20 protein-coding genes are annotated in these 18,367 nt (G+C 31.2%); 8 read left to right on the plus strand and 12 right to left on the minus strand.

Annotated elements, in window-relative coordinates; all coding sequences use genetic code 11:
* Positions 1–5 precede the first annotated feature (5 nt).
* Positions 6–542 (plus strand): GNAT family N-acetyltransferase, encoded by a 537-nt coding sequence (locus BTO16_RS13105; protein ID WP_105022120.1) that lies wholly within the window; start codon positions 6–8, stop codon positions 540–542.
* Positions 543–546: 4 nt separating this feature from the next.
* Here the strand turns inward: BTO16_RS13105 and BTO16_RS13110 are convergent, their stop codons facing one another.
* The 4 genes from BTO16_RS13110 to BTO16_RS13125 are packed head-to-tail and all read right to left on the minus strand — an operon-like array spanning position 547 to position 3,501.
* Entirely contained in the window at positions 547–699 is a 153-nt protein-coding gene (locus BTO16_RS13110; RefSeq protein WP_105022121.1) for a PspC domain-containing protein, read from the minus strand.
* Between the two features lie 33 nt (positions 700–732).
* Positions 733–1,164 (minus strand): dUTP diphosphatase, encoded by a 432-nt coding sequence (gene dut, locus BTO16_RS13115; RefSeq protein ID WP_105022122.1) that lies wholly within the window; start codon positions 1,162–1,164, stop codon positions 733–735.
* 4 nt (positions 1,165–1,168) lie between these two features.
* Positions 1,169–2,044, minus strand: coding sequence for an alpha/beta hydrolase (locus BTO16_RS13120; RefSeq protein ID WP_105022123.1), 876 nt, complete (start codon positions 2,042–2,044; stop codon positions 1,169–1,171).
* 2 nt (positions 2,045–2,046) lie between these two features.
* The gene (locus BTO16_RS13125; protein ID WP_105022124.1) at positions 2,047–3,501 is read right to left on the minus strand and encodes a lipopolysaccharide biosynthesis protein; all 1,455 of its coding nucleotides are present in this window, start codon (positions 3,499–3,501) and stop codon (positions 2,047–2,049) included.
* A gap of 94 nt (positions 3,502–3,595) precedes the next feature.
* Between BTO16_RS13125 and BTO16_RS13130 the strand changes: the two genes are divergently transcribed.
* The 4 genes from BTO16_RS13130 to BTO16_RS13145 all read left to right on the plus strand — a co-directional run bounded on the left by BTO16_RS13130 (position 3,596) and on the right by BTO16_RS13145 (position 7,963).
* Entirely contained in the window at positions 3,596–4,591 is a 996-nt protein-coding gene (locus tag BTO16_RS13130; RefSeq protein WP_105022125.1) for an NAD(P)H-dependent glycerol-3-phosphate dehydrogenase, read from the plus strand.
* A gap of 43 nt (positions 4,592–4,634) precedes the next feature.
* On the plus strand, positions 4,635–5,294 hold the full coding sequence (locus tag BTO16_RS13135; protein ID WP_105022126.1) for a hypothetical protein: 660 nt from the start codon (positions 4,635–4,637) through the stop codon (positions 5,292–5,294).
* A gap of 3 nt (positions 5,295–5,297) precedes the next feature.
* On the plus strand, positions 5,298–6,563 hold the full coding sequence (locus BTO16_RS13140) for an MFS transporter (protein ID WP_105022127.1): 1,266 nt from the start codon (positions 5,298–5,300) through the stop codon (positions 6,561–6,563).
* Between the two features lie 116 nt (positions 6,564–6,679).
* The gene (locus BTO16_RS13145) at positions 6,680–7,963 is read left to right on the plus strand and encodes a Kelch repeat-containing protein (protein ID WP_105022128.1); all 1,284 of its coding nucleotides are present in this window, start codon (positions 6,680–6,682) and stop codon (positions 7,961–7,963) included.
* Here BTO16_RS13145 and BTO16_RS13150 read toward each other — a convergent pair whose 3' ends face one another.
* Positions 7,964–8,725, minus strand: a complete 762-nt coding sequence (locus BTO16_RS13150) for a DUF547 domain-containing protein (protein WP_105022129.1) — start codon at positions 8,723–8,725, stop codon at positions 7,964–7,966.
* A gap of 22 nt (positions 8,726–8,747) precedes the next feature.
* Between BTO16_RS13150 and BTO16_RS13155 the strand changes: the two genes are divergently transcribed.
* Positions 8,748–9,452: a TIGR04283 family arsenosugar biosynthesis glycosyltransferase gene (locus BTO16_RS13155; protein ID WP_105022130.1), complete on the plus strand. Its 705-nt coding sequence runs from the start codon at positions 8,748–8,750 to the stop codon at positions 9,450–9,452.
* A gap of 42 nt (positions 9,453–9,494) precedes the next feature.
* Here the strand turns inward: BTO16_RS13155 and BTO16_RS13160 are convergent, their stop codons facing one another.
* Positions 9,495–9,827, minus strand: a complete 333-nt coding sequence (locus tag BTO16_RS13160) for a hypothetical protein (RefSeq protein ID WP_105022131.1) — start codon at positions 9,825–9,827, stop codon at positions 9,495–9,497.
* Between the two features lie 42 nt (positions 9,828–9,869).
* Positions 9,870–11,516, minus strand: coding sequence for a glycerol-3-phosphate dehydrogenase/oxidase (locus BTO16_RS13165; protein ID WP_105022132.1), 1,647 nt, complete (start codon positions 11,514–11,516; stop codon positions 9,870–9,872).
* Positions 11,517–11,613: 97 nt separating this feature from the next.
* Between BTO16_RS13165 and BTO16_RS13170 the strand changes: the two genes are divergently transcribed.
* A complete protein-coding gene (locus BTO16_RS13170; RefSeq protein ID WP_105022133.1) occupies positions 11,614–12,048 on the plus strand; it encodes a tellurite resistance TerB family protein in 435 nt (144 codons plus the stop codon).
* A gap of 5 nt (positions 12,049–12,053) precedes the next feature.
* Here the strand turns inward: BTO16_RS13170 and BTO16_RS13175 are convergent, their stop codons facing one another.
* The 5 genes from BTO16_RS13175 to glpK all read right to left on the minus strand — a co-directional run bounded on the left by BTO16_RS13175 (position 12,054) and on the right by glpK (position 16,560).
* A complete protein-coding gene (locus tag BTO16_RS13175; protein WP_105022134.1) occupies positions 12,054–12,596 on the minus strand; it encodes a pyridoxamine 5'-phosphate oxidase family protein in 543 nt (180 codons plus the stop codon).
* A 2-nt stretch (positions 12,597–12,598) separates the two neighbouring features.
* The gene (locus tag BTO16_RS13180) at positions 12,599–13,270 is read right to left on the minus strand and encodes a LytR/AlgR family response regulator transcription factor (RefSeq protein ID WP_105022135.1); all 672 of its coding nucleotides are present in this window, start codon (positions 13,268–13,270) and stop codon (positions 12,599–12,601) included.
* Complete coding sequence (locus BTO16_RS13185; protein WP_105022136.1) at positions 13,267–14,322, minus strand: sensor histidine kinase; 1,056 nt, start codon at positions 14,320–14,322, stop codon at positions 13,267–13,269. The genes BTO16_RS13180 and BTO16_RS13185 overlap by 4 nt, the downstream gene beginning before the upstream one ends.
* The gene (locus tag BTO16_RS13190) at positions 14,309–14,965 is read right to left on the minus strand and encodes a hypothetical protein (RefSeq protein ID WP_105022137.1); all 657 of its coding nucleotides are present in this window, start codon (positions 14,963–14,965) and stop codon (positions 14,309–14,311) included. Before BTO16_RS13190 ends, BTO16_RS13185 begins: the two co-directional genes overlap by 14 nt.
* A gap of 110 nt (positions 14,966–15,075) precedes the next feature.
* Positions 15,076–16,560 (minus strand): glycerol kinase GlpK, encoded by a 1,485-nt coding sequence (gene glpK, locus BTO16_RS13195; RefSeq protein WP_105022911.1) that lies wholly within the window; start codon positions 16,558–16,560, stop codon positions 15,076–15,078.
* An 82-nt stretch (positions 16,561–16,642) separates the two neighbouring features.
* Between glpK and BTO16_RS13200 the strand changes: the two genes are divergently transcribed.
* On the plus strand, positions 16,643–18,118 hold the full coding sequence (locus BTO16_RS13200; RefSeq protein WP_105022138.1) for a Na+/H+ antiporter NhaC family protein: 1,476 nt from the start codon (positions 16,643–16,645) through the stop codon (positions 18,116–18,118).
* Positions 18,119–18,367: the final 249 nt, after the last annotated feature.

Below are 18,367 nucleotides of genomic sequence, written 5' to 3' on the forward strand. Positions count from 1 at the left end.
CTTCATTGATTACACTATCCGAGAACATACAATTAAAGCCTATTTTAAGCTTAGACGCAGCAACTCTTTTTAAGTTGATGAAAGAAGTATATCCTTTAGCTTACAGTGATTTTTGGTTAGATAAAGGCGATTGGTATGTAGACTCACAATATTCAAAAGCGCATATTTTAAAAGAACTATCAGTAGAAAATGCTGAATATTATTTTGTGATTTATAAGAATGAAATTGTGGGAAATGTCAGATTTGTTTGGGATGAAAAACTAGCTAATTTATCAGCAGAAAAACAAGTAAAATTGCATCGAATTTATTTGCATCAAAAAACGCAAGGCAAAGGAATAGGAAAAGAAATACTTGCTTGGTTAAACGAAAAAGTTAAACAAAAAGGCTACGGAATTATTTGGTTAGATGCCATGGATGCGCAGCCAAAAGCTTTTCAGTTTTATAAAAATCAAGGGTATATATACCATTCTCATACATTTTTACCTTTCGATTTAATGCTTAAAGAGTTTCGAAAAATGAGTCAATTGTACAAAAAACTGTAAGTAATTATTCTTTAGACAATATTTTTACCAACCAAAGAATTAAATACGCTCCAATACCAAAACCAGCTAATAAAACCAATAACACAAATAATATTCTAATATTTTTTGCTGAAAATTGTGTTTTTGTACTTAGCCACTCGCATACTCCTAAAATCATAATTTTATTTTTTGTTAGTAAATGTACATAAAATTATATGCCTGTACTTCCAAAACCACCAGAACCACGCTCAGTTTCGTTTAAAACTTTTACTTCTTTCCAAATTACACGTTCGTGTTTTGCAATGACCAATTGTGCAACTCTTTCGCCATCATTTATAACAAACTCTTGATTCGATAAATTGACTAAAATAACGCCAATTTCTCCTCTATAATCTGCATCTACAGTTCCGGGTGAATTTAAAACGGTAATTCCGTTTTTAGCCGCCAAACCACTTCTTGGTCTAACTTGCGCTTCAAAACCAATTGGCAAAGCTATAAATAAGCCTGTTTTTACAATCGCTCTTTCTAAAGGTTTTAATGTGATTGCTGCATCAATATTTGCTCTTAAATCCATTCCTGCTGCGCCCTCAGTTTCGTAAGCTGGCGTTGCGTGTTTCGATTTGTTTATGATTTGTACGTTCATGTATCTATAAATTATATAAAAATGTAATTACTTCTAAAAATTCTGCTCTCCAAAAAGACTCTGTATGTTTTCCCTCGGCAACAATTTTTGTTTTAATATTTTCTTTCGGAAAACCAGTTTCTAACAATAGTTTTTCTATGTTTTGAGTATCAGGAACCATAGTATCTCCTTCTTTTTCACCAACTAATAAAAAGAGTTTTGTGTTGGTTTGTTTTCCGTTTTCTTTTGCAAACGCATTTATTTTATCAGAAAACCAAAAAGAGGTAGAAAGCGCGCCAATTTTACCAAAAACTGTTGGATGTTTCAATCCTCCATAAAAAGAAATTAATCCGCCTAAAGAGCTACCAATAATAGCCGTTTGGTTTGCTTCGGATTTTGTTCTGTAATTTTTATCGATAAAAGGTTTTAATTTGTTTGCTAAAAAATTGATATAAATATCGCCTTTTCCGCCGCCATATTTTTCGTGTTTCCAAGGTGTATATTCTTCAATCCTTTTTTCGCCACCATTTTCTACACCAACTACAATAAAACTTTTACCTGTTTTTTTATAGAGTTCATTAAGCGTTTCATCTACCGCCCATTCGCCAGCAAAAGAAGTTGCATTATCAAATAAATTTTGAGCATCATGCATATAAATAACAGGATAATTTTCTGCGGATGAAGTATAATTTGGAGGTAAATACAACCATATTTTATGAGAAATATCGTTTAAGCCATCAATAATAAATTCCTTTTTTAGGATGGAAACATTTGTTGTTTTTGTAGATTTTTTTTCTTTTTCTTTTGTTTTTGTTGATGCACTTTCCTTTTTCTGAGCGTATGTTTTAAAAGAAAACATCAGAAATAAAAAGGATAAAAGCACTAGTATTGCTAGCTTCATAATTATCGTTTTAAAAGTTGTTTAATTTCTTTTTTCTCGTTAAAGTAGATTAATCCGAAGAAAAGAAAAATAGTGAATACAGAAAACCAATATTGTCCTCTAAATAATCGAAAAGAAACTAATCCAAAAACCGTTGCCGAAACCAAATAATAACAAATCTTTTTGAGTTTATACGCTACCGGATAATATTTTTGACCAACAAAATAAGAGATAATCATCATTGTTCCAAATGCACATAAAGTTGCCCAGGCAGAAGCCATAAAGCCAATTTCAGGAATCATTACAATATTAAAAACGATGGTTATAAAAGCGCCAATGATAGAGAAATACATTCCGTATTTTGTTTTGTCTGTAAGTTTGTACCAAATTGATAAAATGTTATAAATACCTAAAAATAAGTTGGCTAAAAGTATAATTGGCACAATAGAAAGCGCTTCGAAATATTCTGGTTTGCCTAATAAAATATTTGCAAACAAATCAATAAAAACAACCACAATGAGCATGAAAAAAGCGCCAAAAATGGTAAACCAAGTTAAAATTTTAGAATAGGTTTCTTTGGCATTTTCTTTGTGAGCATTGTTAAAGAAAAAAGGCTCCGCGCCCATTCTAAAAGCCATAATATATAAAGTCATAAAAACGCCTAACTTGTAACAAGCAGCGTAAATTCCCATTTGTTTTTCACCTAAAATATCGCCTAATAAAAGCTTGTCTAAGTTTTCGTTGGTTACAAAAGCCAAACTACCAATCATGATAGGAAAACTATAAATGAACATCCTTTTAAAGAGTTTAAGGTCAAAACTGAATTTGAATTTAAAAATAGCAGAAATCATCAATAAAAAAGTGGATAAACTTGCAACTGCACCAGCAACAAAAATGTGAATTACTTTAGGATATTCGTTGTAGTAATTTACGAGCCAATTTGGTAACGAAATTCCGTTGTTAATTGCATACGGCATAAACCATAAAAAGAAAATGTTTAAAATGGCAAAAACCCCAATATTTATGAGTTTAATAACTGTAAATTTTAAGGGTTTGTTGGTTACGCGTAAATAAGCAAAAGGCACAACTACTAGCGTGTCTAGCGTAATTGTATACACCAATAACTTAAAGAATAAAGGATTTTTAAATCCGAAGAAAGCAGAAATGGCGTCATTAAAAAACAAGGCTAAAAACAGAAAAATTAAAGTAGAAATTAGCAAACTGATAAACGCCGTAGAAACCACTTTTCCTTTTTCTTTTTCCCTTGAAAAAAAGCGAAAAAAGGCCGTTTCCATGCCAAAAGTTAAAAGCGCGTTTAAATACGCAGCGTACACATAATAATCTGTATTTACTGCATATTTTTCTGCATCTAAAGTTGAAGTGTGCAGTTTTACTAGAAATATGTTGATTGCGCGTGGTAAAACAGCGGCAATTCCGTATATAATAGTATCCTTAAAAAAGCGTTTTAATGTGCTCAAAAATGTTTAGTTATGGTGGGCAAAGATAATAAAAGAGTCAAGGAATCCTTATAAGTTAATAGTTTTGTTACTTTTGACGCATAAAGTTAAATATATGAGCGAGCATCAGAAAATTGCGGTTTTTGGAGGAGGAAGTTGGGCTACTGCCATTGTTAAAATGTTGACAGAAAATTTGGAAACTGTGGGCTGGTATATGAGAAATACACAGTCAATACGATATATTAAGGAAAATGACCACAACCCAAAATACTTAAGTTCTGCAGAGTTGGATGCAAATCATTTAGATTTATCGAATGATATAAATTACATGGTTGCCAATTATGATGTGTTAATTTTTGCCATACCGTCTGCTTTTTTAACAACAGAACTTGAAAAACTACAAGAATCATTGGCGGGAAAAACTATTTTTTCTGCTATAAAAGGAATTGTTCCAGAAACAGGATTAATTGTTGGCGAACATTTTAATACAGTGTATGAGATTCCGTTAGAAAATATAGGCGTAATTACAGGTCCTTGTCATGCAGAAGAGGTTGCGATGGAGCGTTTATCGTACTTAACAATTGCTTGCAAAGATGAAGAAAAAGCAACAAAAATGTCGAAAGCATTAGAAAGCGATTATATAAAAATTAAGATTTCTGATGATATTATTGGTACAGAGTACGCAGCTGTTTTAAAAAATATTTATGCTGTTGCAGCCGGAATTGCGCATGGTTTAGGATATGGTGATAATTTTCAATCGGTATTAATGAGCAATTCAATTCGTGAAATGAAACGTTTCATTAAAAAAGTACATAAAATGAAACGAAACATTAATGATTCTGCCTATTTGGGCGATTTGTTAGTAACTGGCTATTCAACTTTTAGTAGAAATAGGCAATTCGGAAATATGGTTGGCAAAGGGTACACAGTTAAATCTGCGCAAATGGAAATGAGTATGATTGCAGAAGGCTATTACGCTACCAAAAGTGCTTTTAAAATAAAGGAAGATAATGGCACAAAAACTCCAATTATAGATGCTGTTTACAATGTTTTGTATGATGCTAAAAATCCGAAAAAAGAATTTAAAAAGTTGACGAATAAATTGGATTAAATGTTTAATTTTGAACAATTATTTATATTTTTAAACTTTTATAATGAAAACCATACAAGAAGTCGTAGAAAGTACCATTAGAAAAACTCCTTTTATAGAAGAAGCTTTGAACGAAAAGTTGATAAATGTTTCTTCTTTAGCTAGAATTATTTTACCAGAAGTTTCTGCTGTTTTAAAGAAAAATGTGAAGGTTGGTGCTGTAATGATGGCGATTAACAGGCTTTCACCGGCAAGCGAATTGCGCATAAGAAAAAATATAAAAAAGCTAGCTTTAGATTTGGGTGATGTAATTGTACGCTCTGATTTGTGCGATTTTACATTTAAAAACACACCCTCTTTATTGCGTGAAATTGCTAAAATTCTAACCAAATCTTCAGAAAATTCTGATTATTTTTTAACAGTTTCCCAAGGAATTTTTGAAACGAATATAGTAACCAGTAAAAACTTAAGACCTTTTGTAGAAGAAATTTTTGAACCAGAAACTTTAATCAATAGTGTTTTAGATTTAGCATCAATTACTATAAAATTGCCAAAAGAAAACCAAGCGCAATCAGGTATTTACTACTTCATTTTAAAGCAATTAGCTTGGGCAGATATTCCTTTACAAGAAATTATTTCTACCACTAATGAAATGACAATTGTTGTAAAAGAGGAAGACATCAATCAAACATTTGCTATTTTAATGGACATGAAATTAAGCTAATACATGGCTAAACGAGATCCGTATGCAGCACTTAGAATAAAAGAATTCAATATTTTTTTATTTGTTAGATTTTTACTCGTTTTTGGTTGGTCTATGCAATTTATTGTAATAGAATGGGAAGTTTATAGCATTACAAAAGATCCATTATCGCTAGGAATTATTGGTTTAATGGAAATTATTCCGGCTTTTTCTATGGCTTTATTTGCGGGTCATATTGTAGATCAGAAAGAAAAAAGAAATTTGTTAGCGATTTGTACTGCTGCTTTTTCTTTGATTAGTTTAGGCTTATTCTTTTTAACTTCTGATGCAATTACGGGTCATTGGTCTACAAACTCCACATTATATTCAATTTATGCATTGGTTTTTTTCGGCGGATTTCTACGCTCGTTTTTTGGACCCACCATTTTTTCATTAGTAGCGCTTTTAGTTCCTAAAAAAATATACCACAATGCAGCAACTTGGAGTACAAGTACTTGGAAAACAGCAACTGTTTCTGGAGCTCTTTTTGGTGGTTTTTTTATTAGCTGGATAGGTGTTGACAAAACGTTATGTTTGGTTTTTGTTTTAGTAGTTTTATCATTTATTTTTCTTTTTCAAATTAAAAAGAAACCTATTTTAAACACAAAAATTGGCGAGCCGATTATGCAAAGTTTAAAAGTTGGAGTCTTATTTGTGTTTCAAAATAAAGCCATTTTAGGTGCCTTAACGTTGGATATGATTGCCGTTTTATTTGGTGGAACAGTAGCTATTTTATCCGTTTTTGCGCAAGATATTTTAAAAGTGGGTCCAGAAGGGTTCGGTATTTTAAATGCATCAATTTCTATGGGAAGTATTGTTACCATGCTCTTAACAACCTACATTCCTATCAACAGAAATACAGGTAAAAAAATGTTGATTTCAGTATTTATTTTCGGATTAAGTATGATCGCTTTTGGGTTATCCTCTATCTTTTGGGTAAGTGTGTTAGCGTTGTTTATAAGTGGCGCGGCAGACGGAATTTCGATGGTTATTAGACAAACAATTTTACAATTAAAAACACCCGATGAAATGAGAGGAAGAGTTTCTTCTGTAAACTCGATGTTTGTTGGTTCTTCTAACGAATTAGGCGCTTTTGAAAGTGGTTTAGCAGCCAAGTTAATTGGCCCTGTTGCAGCAGTGGTTTTTGGCGGAACCATGACTTTAGTTACGGTTGTTGCCACAGCAGCTTTAAATCCAACAATTAGAAATTTAGATCTTACAGCAGATATTGAGGAAAGCGAAAAAGAATAATTTTTCCTTTTGAAGGCGCCAGTGATGATGTAAAGAAATAAAAATATTTTATGAAAAAATTTTGCTTCCTTTTCCTTTTAATTTGGTCATCAATTTGTTTTTCGCAAAAAATTACTTTGAAAGTTTTATCGTCTTCAACTCAAGAAGCAATAGAAAAAGCGCACGTTTTTTTTAGAGATGAGGCTATTTATACTGACGAAAATGGTGCATTTTTGGTTGATTTACAAAATCAAAAAAGCATATCAATTCGTATTACACATCTTAAATATGAAAACCAAGAAACTGTATTTAAAATTAGCGATTCATCACTCATAATTTATCTAGATGAAAGAGAAGAACAGTTGAACGCTATAAAAATTAACGCAAAAAGGAAACTTAAAAATACTATTGATTTCAAAAAATTAGAAGAGTTGCCAAAAGCGGTTTACTCTTTCGGATCTGTTATAAATGAAGGTAAAATTTATGTTTTTGGCGGCGATGTTTCTAGTGAATACGAAAAAAACAAAGAAGGAATGAGTCAGCTTCAGGTTAGTTCTCAAGCAGAAATAATGAAATTTTTAACCAAGCCAAAACCTATTAGTTTTAATAATTTTTTAGGAGACATTCAATTTTATGATACAAAGCAAAAAAAGTGGCAAATAGAAAAGGATAGAATTATAAAAAGAGCCTATCATAAAGCTGTTTTTTACAATGATACTGTTATGCTAATTGGTGGTAAAATACAGTCTAAAAAGAAGTCGAGAGAGTTACTTGCAAATCAAATAGAGCATGTTTCATTAAAGGATTTATTCATTGAAAATGATGAAACAAATCCGCATCAAGCAGTAGATTTTGGAGCTGCATTATATGAAGATAAATTACTCGTTTTTGGCGGTTCTATAAAACAAAACGAAAATAAAAGCCTTAATTTTTCTGATGAGATTCATTTTTACGATTTAAAAACTGGGTATTGGTATTTGTTAACTAAAATGACTCAAGGAAAAGAAGTTACAGGTATTGTTTTTGACCAGAAATTATATTTGTTTGGCGGTTTTAATAAAAAGAACTTAGCAGAAATAGAGTCTTTTAATTTGATTACAGGAATGTGGAAAACTGAAGGAGCTCTTTTTCGAGGTATGAAAAAACCTTCAATCACTAAAGATAACGAATTTATTTACTTGCAAGAAGATGGTAAAATGGTAACTTTTGAACCTAAAACAAGCATTTTAAAAGAGTATAAAATTGATTTAAATTTAAAAGAAGCAAACATGCATTTCTTTAATGAAAATTTATATTTAATTGGTGGTTACCAAGTAGAGGATTATAGAAAAGCACCTTCAAACGGTTTTTACAGTATCGAGGCTTCTGAGTTTTTTAAAACAAAACCAATTAGAGTAAAAACCTTGAATACGGTTAATTAATTATTCTGGTATTGTTCTAAAATTTCCTAATAAAATAGTCCAATCGTAGGTGTTAAAATCTAGTTTTTTAGTTTTTTCTGATGTAATCTTGTACTTTTTTAGAATTTTCTTTGCGCCACAAATTCCTCCAAAGTCGCCTCTAAACCAAGAAAATAGAGCAACAGAATTTGCTATTTTAGTTTCAGAATTATAAGAAGTCTGCTCTTTTAAGTAAGCCGTTGTCATAAAATTAAATTCTTTGTCTAAGTTTTCGGGAGTATAAATTGCAACTGGCGGGCAGCTTTTTGCGCCACAATTTAACGCAAAATGAATGCGCCAATCTATTTTTTTAACGCGTAGTTTACGTTCCCATTTTGGTACAAACCATTTTCGTAAATAACCTAAGCTAATTTTAATTCTAGATTTTCTAATAATTCCATGTTCTATATCGTCAAAAGATAAGGTTTCACCTGCAATTTTAATTCTTTCTTCGCCAAAGAATTTTCCTTTATCTTTATAAAGTTCGGGGTTTTCTGATAATGAAATTTGAATAAAAGCATTGTATACATTTACCCAAAAAGCAATTTTTTGCGAATCGGTTTTTAGCTGATTCTCTAAATCTGATAAGGAACTTTTAGCTAAAATATCAATTTGGTTTTCAACCGATTTTCCATCAATAATGCTTTGTAGCAAATTTTGAGAAACTTGGTTATAATCAACTTTATTTTGAGAACTAACCGCAAATATTGATAAAAAAAAGAAAGAAAATAAAAGCTGTTTCATATAAAAAATGTAATTTTAAAAAGTGAAAATATCTGTAATTATTCCTGTTTACAACGAACAAGAAAACCTTTTAAAAAGGTTGTCGTTTTTAAGTGCACAAGCTAACAAATTTTTGTTAGAAATTATTGTTTCTAATTCTCCAGAAACCTTTGACGAAACACCATCTATTTGTAAACCACACACTAAAGTTTTATTTTTAAATAGTACTAAAAAAGGAAGAGCGGCACAAATGAATTTTGCTGCAAGTAAAGCAACTGGAGCTGTTTTATTGTTTTTACATGCAGATGTTCAATTGCCAGATGACTTTTACAATCAAATATTAAACACAATTAAAGCAGGGAATGAAGCAGGTTTTTTTGCGTATCAATTTGATAAAAACACACGTTTGTTAAATTTTAATAGCAAGTTTACAAAAACGGATGGCTTCTTTGCTGGTGGTGGAGATCAATGTCATTTTTTTACAAAAAAAGCTTTTGAAACCTTAAAAGGTTACAATGAAGAGTTTTGTATTATGGAAGATTTTGAAATGTTCGATAGAGTAAGAAAAGCTAAAATTCCGTTTGCTATTATACAATCTAAAGCTACTGTAAGTGCAAGAAAATACGAGAATAATTCCTGGTTAAAAGTAAACTTAATAAATGGTTATATGTTTTTAAAGTACAGGTTGGGAGTTCATCCAACGAAGTTGAGGAAAACTTACAAAACCTTATTAAGAGAAGGAACTTAAAAGAAAAACCGGTTGTTAAATTTAACAACCGGTTTTGAGATATTATTTTACTTTTACAATGGTTAAGATGGTCTTTACAGTCAACTTAACGCCTGTTTCATCACCGTCATTATTTATTTCATCAATTTCTTTAGAACTCCAAGTAATTGAAAACTTTTTACCGATGTTTTCATCATCTTCTAAACCTAATTCTACGTTTTCGTCTAAATCGTAAAATAAATGTTCTACTTTTTGATCATCAATAAATTTGTAGTAATCATTTTCTGTAACACCTTTAAAAGTAGCAACTAATTTATTTTCTTGAATTGTAACTTTTTTAGCAGAAAAAGAAACTGCGATAAACAGCACTAAGGCTGCAGTAAATAATTTTTTCATTTGTTTATGAATATTAAAATCGTGTCAAATGTAATAATTTTTTTAATTGAAAGTTAAAATTGATGTTAAATTTTCATCTAACATTTTAACATTTTTTGCATTTGTTTTTTCATCTAAATGAAGCTGTTTTTCAAACAGTTGCGTAACATATTCTTTGTATAAATCTACACTTGGTTTGTCAAAAAACAATCTGCCAGTTCTTCGCATAAAAAAGTCTGTAGAATTGCAAGCCATTTCATAGTTTATGGTAAACCAAACCTCTGCTTTTATCATTTTTTTTTGTTGATCCTCTTCTGTAAATTCATCAAACTTTTTTAAGATAAGATCTGTTTGCTTGCCATAATTATATACTAAATATTCGGCATCTTTTTGAGAAAAATCTACTTCTGCAATTCTATTATAGATAGCATCTGTATAGCTTTTTACTTCATTAAAGTTTTTAAAAGTTCCGCCTGTAAGCACTAATTTTTCTGTTTTTACGTCTTCAAATTCCTTGTCAAAACGACGGTTGTATTTCTTAGCAACTAAATCGACAATACGTTCTGCCATTTTTCTGTAGCCAGTTAACTTTCCGCCCGCAATAGAAATCAGTTCTGTATCAGAAACAAAAATCTCATCTTTTCTAGACAATTCTGATGCCGATTTTCCTTCTTCATGAATTAAAGGACGCAAACCAGCCCAAGAAGATTGCACATCTTCTAGTGTTAAATTTATTTTTGGAAACATATTATTAACGGCCGATATTAAATAAGATGCATCAACAATACTTGTTTTTATATGGTCTTTATCTTTTTGAAAATTGGTGTCTGTGGTACCAAAGTAGGTAACTTTTCCTCTCGGAATTGCAAACATCATTCTGCCATCGGGCACATCAAAATATACAGATTGCTTTACAGGTAATTTTTCATGTGCAACTACTAAATGTACTCCTTTTGTTAAGTGTAAGCGTTTCCCAATTTTAGAATTGTTTAGTTGGCGTAATTCATCAACCCAAGGCCCGCAAGCATTTACTACGTATTTCGCTTTAATTGAGTAATTTTCGCTAGAAAACGCATCTTTTACAGTGGTACCAACTACTCTATTTTCTTCATAAATAAATTGGGTAGCTTCGGTATAATTAATAATTTTTGCATCATAATTTAACGCTGTTTTTAACACTTCGATTGTTAAACGAGCATCATCAGTTCTGTATTCTGCATAATAACCAGCGCCATTTAAAATCTTTTTAGGCAGTAAAGGTTCTTTTTCTAGCGCCTCTTTTTTTGTAAGCATTTTGCGTTTGTCTTCTCCTTCTACAGAAGCCAGAATATCGTAGACTTTTAAACCTATAGATGTTAACCAAGAACCATAGGTTCCGCCATCAATTAAAGGTAAAATCATTTTTTCTGGAATTACTAAATGTGGTGCTAATTTGTGTACAATTGCACGCTCTGTGCCTACTTCTTTTACCAACCAAAAATCGAATTGTTTTAAGTAGCGCAAACCTCCATGAATTAGTTTTGTTGATTTGCTACTTGTACCAGAAGCGAAGTCGTTTTTTTCTATCAAGGCAACTTTCATTCCACGCGAGGCTGCGTCTAAAGCAATTCCTGCACCTGTAATTCCGCCGCCAATTATTAAAACATCGAACTCTTTGGTTTGTAACTCTTTGGTGATATTTTCTCTGTTGAAATATGAAAAATTGTGCATAGAAAAAGTTAAAAATGTTTGCTAGTTTAACGAAAAGATTATATTTGCCAACAAAGTACAAAAAAAGCAATAATTTAACCCATTTAATTATTTTTAAATGTCAATATCAGATTTATATTCTAGCGGAAAGCACAAACAAGAAATAGGTCATTTTTCCAATATTGTAAAAATGGCAAAAGCAAACGGTAAAATTAGCGAAGAAGAAGAAGCTTTGTTAATTAAATCGGCAAAGAAATTACATATTACTACAGAAGAGTTTAAAATTATTTTAGAGAATCCAGATAAATTTCCAATAAATCCTCCTGTAAATTACGAAGAAAGAATTGAGCGTTTATTCTTTTTAACAAAAATGATTGTTGCTGACGGTGAGGTAAATGAATTGCAGGTTGTGTTATTACGTAAAGTTGCTATAGGATTACATTTTCCGGTTGACACTGTCGATAAATTATGCAATGAAGCAATTCAATTAGTTATAAAAGACAACGATTTAGTTAGTTTTACGGTTGCGATTAAAAAGATAGGCAGTATTTAAGGGTTTTATTTTAGAATATTGGTTGGTAAACCATCAATACTTGATTGATTTTTGTCTTTCCAATAGTGTTCAATATTTTCTGTACCTTGTTCTGCAGCCCAATCATTTAAGTCGTTTCTTTCTCCTTTAAACTCAAAAAACGGAATCGACATTCCGCAAGAAGTTTGAGCGGTTTGTATTGTTATTTCAAAAATTTGACGCGTTCCAGGTGTTATTGGAAAAAGTGAAATTAATTCGTTCCAAGATGAACTTGTTGGTTTAATTTCTTTTCCTTTTCCATATAAACGTAAAATGTTTGGCACTTTCTCAAAAGAACAAAACATAATTGTAATACGCTCATTTTCTAACAAATGAGCGGCAGTTTCATTGCCACTTCCCGTAACACTTAGCCATAAAACTCGGTTTTCATCAAGTACTCTAAAAGAATCCATTCCTTTAGGAGATAAATTTATTCTACCTGAATTTGGTGCAGTTGCAACAAAGAATATTTTTTGGGCTTCAATAAACTTTTGAAGTTTTGAAGTGATTTTTTTGTAAAACTTAGACATATTTAAACATTAAAATGATCAAGAAATTCTTGCTTATATTTTTGTCCTAAAGGTATTTTATTTGTGTTAATGATTGCTAAATTTCCTTCTATATAATCTAATTTATTTTTATTGATGATAAACGATTTATGAACTTTTATAAAAATAGACTTTGGCAGCGAATTATGCATCATTTTTAAGGATTTATAAGTTACTAAAAAGCTATTTTTTAAATGAACTTTAATATAATCTCCCAAACCTTCAATAAAATAAATGTCTTCTATTTTTATCTGATGTAATTTTTTGTCGGCCTTTACTATGATATAATCTATTTTAACATCATTTAAATCTTTAACTTTTGTAACTGCTTTTATAAAACGCTGAAATGAAAAAGGTTTTAGTAAATAATCTGTTGCATCAACTTCAAAACCCTCTAAAGCGTGGGCAGAATAAGCCGTTGTAAAAATTACTTTTGGCGGATTTTTAAGTGATTTATAAAAATCGATTCCAGAAAGTTGTGGCATATTTATGTCTAAAAAAACTAAATCTACCGTGTTGTTTTTTAAATATTCTAAAGCTTCTAAAGCATTATTACAAACATGAACCAACTCTAAATACTCAATTTTTTGTATAAATGATTTTAGCACGTTTTGCGAAGAAGGTTCATCATCAATTATTAAGCAACTTACATTCATTTTTTTAGATCTATTGTTAGTTTTACTGTAAAAATAGTTTCAGTATTTTCAACCGAAAAAAGATGTTTATCAGCATAAATAATGGCTAGGTTTTCTTTAATGTTTTTTAGACCAATTCCGGTTTCTGTTTTTGAGTTATAATGTATGTTTTTTTGAAAATTATTAGAAATTTCAAAAGTTATTTTCTTGTTTTTGGCTGATAATTGTATATCAATATAAGGATTTTTTACACCACTTTTTAATCCGTGTTTAAAACTATTTTCTAGCAAAGGCAATAACAACATTGGGTAGATTTCTAAATCTTCATCAACTTTAAAATTAAATGAAATTGTAGAATCATTTACATGTCTATTTTTTTCAAATTCGATGTAATTTTGAAGTAATTCAATTTCTTTTCTGATCGTTATTTTATCAGCATTTACATCATAAATAGCATACCTTAAAATATCTGATAATTGTAAAATGGCATTGGTAATTTCTTTTTTTTCATCAATTGCCAACGAATACAAAACGTTTAAAGAATTAAATAAAAAATGCGGATTTATCTGACCTTTTAAATAATACAACTGATTTTCTATTTGCTGTTTCTGAATTTTAAGTGTTTTGTTTTCTAATTGATTTAAATAAACCCAATCTTCTGCAAGTTTTACAAGAACAGAAAGGATAAAAAACACCGAAAAAATAAAATAGATTTCTATGGTATTATGATAAGAAATAAAGAAATAATCGCTAAAAAAGTTTGCAACCAACACATTAAAAAGCCACGGATTTAGTTGTGCAAAAACCAAAAGGTTTAAAATAAAAAGGGCACCAAAAAACGCATATTTTTCCTTTTTAAGATATCTTGGAACCAACCAATATAAATTAATACAACTAGGAATTACCAGTGTAAAAATAAAACTAGCTGTGTAGATATAATCTATTTTTGAGGGTGATGAGCTTCCAGAAAAAAGAAACAATAGTATTAGAAAAGTACAACACCATAAAATAGTATTAAAAACTACTATATGGTGTGTATTTGTTTTTGTTAAAAGAGATTTAGTTTCTTGCATTTACTTTATGTAATGTAAATTGTGTAGAGGTTTCCCATTTTTCAACATCGGCAGAAGCCATATATTTTTCAACGAATTTTTGTAACTCTTTAGAGTTAGCGGTTAGCAAATAGTCTTCATTTATTAAACCAAACGTTTCGTGTTTTATTTTAATTTTTTGTTCTTTAAAAAGTGTTTTAATTTTGTCTTCATCTAGCCATTTTATTTCTATTTCACCGTTTTTTTGAACATCATATTTTACCAAACTATGCGTGTAAACAGAATGACTCTCTAATAAATTATCTATATCTTCTTGATGATCTAAAGGGAAAAAATCTAAAAATTTTTGATGGTTAATTTTAAACGGTGTAGCAATAAAAAGCACTTTCTTGCCTTCAAATTCTCTTAAAATATAATAGCTATTTTTATACTCTTTATAGATTTTTAAATCATCTTCTTTCATTTTAGCAACTGGATTGTCTTTGGTCATTTCACTTATAAATGAAACAACTTTCCAAGTTCCATTTTTTGAATCTCTCCAGTCACCAATAAAATTTTTATCAAAAGAGATGGTTTCTTTGGTGTAAAAAGGATGTAACGATTTTACCACACAAGAAGTAAATAATATGAAGCAAATTCCTAAAAGTACGTTTCTAGTTTTCATAAGTATGAATTTATAGTTATTTGCTACAAAAAAAGGGTAGAAGCACGTAAAAAAGAAATTTTTTAGACAAACACTCTTTTTTTCTCGGTAAAACAGTTTTTAAACTAAAATTAATCAATCCAATCTTTAGAGCGCTCTAATGCTTTCAACCACTTTTTATATAAACGTTCTCTTTTTTCTGATGTATATTTTGGTGTAAATTCTTGCTCTATTTTTCGATGCGATAAAATTTCTTCTTGTTTCCATAAGCCCACGCAAATTCCTGCTAAATAAGCAGCACCCATAATGGTTGTTTCTGTAATTTTAGGACGCTCAACAACAACATCTAACATATCGGCTTGAAACTGCATCAATAAATTATTGGCACTTGCGCCACCATCTACTTTTAAAGAAGTTAACGGCGTTTCTGCATCATTTTGCATGGCAACTAATAAGTCTTTTGTTTGATAAGCCAACGATTGCAAAGTGGCTTTTATTAAGTGATTTTTACCTGTATCGCGTGTTAAACCAAAAATAGCACCTCTTGCATACATATCCCAATAAGGAGCGCCTAAACCCGCAAAAGCAGGTACAACAATGACTGGGTTTTCGCCTTTAACTTCTTTTGCAAAAGCTTCACTTTCTTCTGCAGATTTTATAATTTGCAAACCGTCTCTTAACCATTGTATCGCAGCGCCAGCCACAAAAACACTGCCTTCTAAAGCATAATAGACTTTATTGTCAATCCCCCATGCAATGGTAGTTAACAAACCGTTTTTAGAAAACTGAAGTTCCGTACCCGTATTCATCAATAAAAAACAACCTGTACCGTAGGTGTTTTTTGCTTCGCCTTTTTTAAAACAAGCTTGTCCAAAAAGAGCGGCTTGTTGATCGCCTGCAATTCCTGCAATCGGAATTTGATGTCCATCTAAAACATAATCACCAAAATGAAAAGAAGATGGTTTTACTTCTGGTAAAATCGATTTAGGGATGTTTAAGGCTGCTAAAATTGTATCGTCCCAACATAAGTTTTTGATATCAAAAAGCATCGTTCTTGATGCGTTGCTGTAATCTGTTGCATGTACTTTTTTATCCGTTAAATTCCATAATAACCAAGAATCGATGGTTCCAAAAAGTAAATTTCCTTTGTCTGCTTCTTTTCTTGCTTTCGGTACATTTTCTAAAATCCAATGAATTTTTGTTCCAGAAAAATACGCATCAACTACTAAACCTGTAGTTTGTTTTATATGCTTTTCTAATCCTTCTTTCTTTAATGTTTCACAAACAGCTACAGTTCTTTTGTCTTGCCAAACGATAGCGTTATAAATAGGTTTTCCGGTGTTTTTATTCCAAATAACAGTTGTTTCTCTTTGGTTTGTAATTCCTAAACCAACAATATCAACATTGCTAATAGTTGCTTTTTGGATTACTTTTTTTAAAGTTGATAACTGCGTTTCTAAAATCTCTAAAGCATCGTGCTCTACCCAACCAGATTTAGGAAATATTTGTTGAATTTCTTGCTGCTCCATGCCAACAATAGTTCCTTTTTCATCAACAATTATAGCGCGAGAACTCGTAGTTCCTTGATCTAAAGCAAGAATATATTTTTTTGACATTTGGATTGTAAAAGATGAACAGCAATTTACAAAATAACATGTATATAAATTATTACCTTTAACCAAAATAAACACTCTTTTTATGGAATATGGATTTCTATCAGTAATACCACCAATTGTTGCCATTATTTTAGCGTTAAAAACCAAACAAGTATACATTGCTTTGTTATTCGGAATCTGGTTTTCTTGGTTGATTATTAAAGGATGGAATCTTTTAGACGGTACTTTAGGGATGATTGAAGGCATGGTAAACGTTTTTCAATCCGAAGGAAATACAAGAACGATTATGTTTAGTGCATTGGTTGGTGCGTTGTTGATATTTATTCAATATTCTAGAGGAGTAGAGGGTTTTATCAATATTTTAAACAGACGATTGGTAAAATTAGAAGAGAAAAAAACAGGGTACAGCAGAGTAATGGTGCAGGTTTTAGCAACTGTAACTGGTTTGCTGTTGTTTGTAGAAACGAGTATTAGTTCTTTAACCGTGGGAACTTTATACAGACCAATTTTTGATAAATTAGGGATTCCGAGAGAGAAACTGGCATATATAGCAGATTCAAGTTCTGCGCCTTCATCCATTTTAATTCCGTTTAATGCTTGGGGCGCGTTCATTATGGGGCTTTTGCTAACGCAAGGAATCGAGAAACCATTTGCTGTGATGATAGCATCTATTAAATATAACTTTTATCCTTTGATTGCCATTGCGATGGTGTTTATTGTGATTTTTTCTAAGAAAGATTTTGGTCCGATGAAAAAAGCGGAGAAAAGAACTAAGGAAACCGGTGAGTTAATGAATCCAGATTCAACACCAATGGTTTCGGATGCCGTAACCTCCTTTCCGCCGAAAGAAGGTATTCCTGCCAAAGCGTATAATATGATTGTGCCGCTTTTGGTTATGGTTTGTATGATGCCCATTAATTTAATGTATACAGGTTGGAGTGCGGTTAAAGAATCTACCTCCTTTTTAAATCATGCTTCGCAAGCAATTGGCGAAGGTTCTGGTTCGTCATCCGTCTTATACGCAGTAATTACCTCTTTATTAGTGGCAATGGTGATGTATTTTATTCAAGGAATTATGAAACCTAAAGAAGCGATCGAGTTAACTTTAAAAGGAATTAGCGAGTTAATGCCATTGGCTTTGCTGATGCTGTTAGCGTTTGCAATTGGCGACGCTTGTAAAGAATTAGAAACGGGAATCTATGTAGCAAATGCCACGAAAGAGTGGTTGTCTCCAGAATTGTTACCAGCCGTTGTATTCATTATTAGTTCTTTCATAGCTTTTTCTACCGGAACTTCTTGGGGAACGTTTGCCATTATGTTGGCTATTTCTGTGCCTATGGCAACAATTCATGGAGCAGATATAACAATTGTGGTTGCGGCTACCTTAGGAGGAGGGATTTTTGGAGACCATTGTTCGCCAATTTCGGATACTTCTATTATTTCTTCAATGGCTTCCGCCAGCGATCATATAGATCATGTAAAAACGCAGTTACCTTATGCGTTGGTTGGCGGTGCAATTACAACCATTATGTATTTGATTATTGGTTTTATGGGCTAATTAACGGCTTTTACAGACACTTTTTGGTTGATTTACAAACAAGTTGCGCAACATAAGAATGTTTTGTGTTTAAGTTATGATGCTTTATCATTAAACTAGGTGGCTTTGTCTTCGATCTTGAGGGTTTTGTTGTTAAGTTGGGCCATTTTGGTATCAAACTAGGTGACTTTGTGGTTAATCTTGTCGGTTTTATGATTCAATTAGGTGACTTTGTCTTTTATCATGCATGAAATGCACTAAATAAAGGTG

Source organism: Polaribacter glomeratus (genome assembly GCF_002954665.1).
GTDB lineage: Bacteria > Bacteroidota > Bacteroidia > Flavobacteriales > Flavobacteriaceae > Polaribacter > Polaribacter glomeratus.